General features: G+C 64.8%; 1 protein-coding gene and 1 pseudogene. Both read left to right on the top strand.

Translation table 11 applies throughout. The features are described from left to right. A pseudogene (locus tag VIR09_RS29515) lies at window positions 1-231 on the top strand (alpha/beta hydrolase); the annotation flags it as partial. 306 nt (window positions 232-537) lie between these two features. Next, window positions 538-1,900: cytochrome ubiquinol oxidase subunit I (locus tag VIR09_RS29510; protein ID WP_332016103.1), on the top strand; the 1,363-nt coding region annotated here is incomplete at its 3' end.

Genomic DNA, 1,900 nt, shown 5'->3' with positions numbered 1-1,900 from the left:
GCCAGCACGTTTGGCGAAACGGTATCCGTCCCCGCGTGGCGCAACAAGCCGTCCTGGTATCAGATATCCAGCCAGGATCACATGATCGCGCCCGAGAACCAGACGCGGATGGCCGCGCGCATGAATACCCGCAAGACCATCACCCTGGACGCGAGCCACGCGTCGCTTGCGTCCCGCGCCGGCGAGGTGGCCGGCCTGATCGACGAAGCCGCGCGCGCCTGCGCGTCTTGAACACACGGCACGGATCGGGCAGGCTGCGCCTCCAAACAAGCGTATCAGGGGACACACCCGCCTTTTCTGTGCTGTTTTTTTTGTAACTCCGCAATCTGAAAATCATCTGCAGCACAGATGCTTTCCCTATGAAAAATAAGCACGGGCCTGCCAATCCAGCCAAACTGATCCGCTTTTTTCATTCAATTCTGAATCTGTACTGATAAGAGCTGCGGTTCTAACTTCGTGGTGTAGGTCAAACACCCGTCAGCGCACGCCGTCTTGTGGCGGTTGCCGCGCGCTGGCGACGAAGTCAGGAATACCGCCATGGATAGCGACGCGCTATTGCTAGCCCGAATACAGTTCGGCTTCACCATCTCGTTTCACATCATCTTCCCCGCCATCACCATCGGCCTGGCCAGCTATCTCGCCGTGCTGGAAGGCCTGTGGCTGCGCACGCGCAACACCGTCTACCGCGACCTTTACCATTTCTGGACCAAGATCTTCGCGGTCAACTTCGGCATGGGCGTGGTGTCCGGCCTGGTGATGGCGTACCAGTTCGGCACCAACTGGAGCTTCTTCTCCGACTTCGCCGGCAGCGTGACCGGGCCCTTGCTGGCCTATGAAGTGCTGACCGCCTTCTTCCTGGAAGCCGGCTTCCTGGGCGTGATGCTGTTCGGCTGGTCGCGCGTGGGGCCGGGCCTGCATTTCTTTTCGACCGTGATGGTGGCGCTGGGCACGCTGGTGTCGGCCACCTGGATCCTGGCGTCCAACAGCTGGATGCAGACGCCCGCCGGCTACGAAATCCTGGACGGCCGCGTGGTGCCTACGGACTGGCTGGCCGTCATCTTCAACCCCTCCTTCCCCTACCGCCTGGCGCATATGGGCATCGCCGCCTTCCTGGCCACCGCGCTGATGGTGGGCGCCTCCGGCGCCTGGCACATGCTGCGCGGCGACCGCAGCCCCGCCGTGAAGAAGATGTTCGCCATGGCCATGGGCATGCTGCTGCTGGTGGCGCCGCTGCAAGCCGTGGTGGGCGACTTCCATGGCCTGAACACGCTCAAGCACCAGCCCGCCAAGATCGCCGCCATCGAAGGCCATTGGGAAAACGAGCCTGGCGCCGGCGTGCCGCTGACGCTGTTCGGCATCCCCGACATGGAGCGCGAGGAAACGCGCTACGCCGTGAACATTCCGCGCCTGGGCAGCCTGATCCTCACGCACAGCTGGGACGGCCAGTTCCCCGGCCTGAAGTCGTATCCGCCGGAAGACCGGCCCAACGCCACCGCCGTGTTCTGGTCGTTCCGCGTGATGGCGGGCCTGGGCATGCTGATGATCGCCCTGGCAGCCTGGGCGCTGTGGTCGCGCTGGCGCGGCAAGCTGTATGAATCGCGCTGGCTGCACCGCTTTGCGCTGTGGATGGGGCCGTCGGGACTGATCGCCATCCTGGCGGGTTGGTACGTCACGGAGATCGGCCGTCAGCCCTGGGTGGTGTACGGCGTCATGCGCACCGCCGACGCGGCCACGCCGCACGGGCTGGGCGAACTGACGCTGACGCTGGCGCTGTTCGTGGTGGTGTACCTGCTGGTGTTCGGCGCCGGCGTCTCCTACATGCTGCGCCTGATCCGCATGGGCCCCAGCCCCGCCCCCGGCCACGCGCCGCTATCGGGCGGCCCGGGCGAACCGCGCCAGC

The sequence above is a fragment of the Achromobacter sp. genome (assembly GCF_036567245.1).
Lineage (GTDB): Bacteria > Pseudomonadota > Gammaproteobacteria > Burkholderiales > Burkholderiaceae_B > Achromobacter.
The sequence above is the reverse complement of the archived record's forward strand: the minus strand, read 5'-3'. Positions and strand labels throughout refer to the sequence as shown.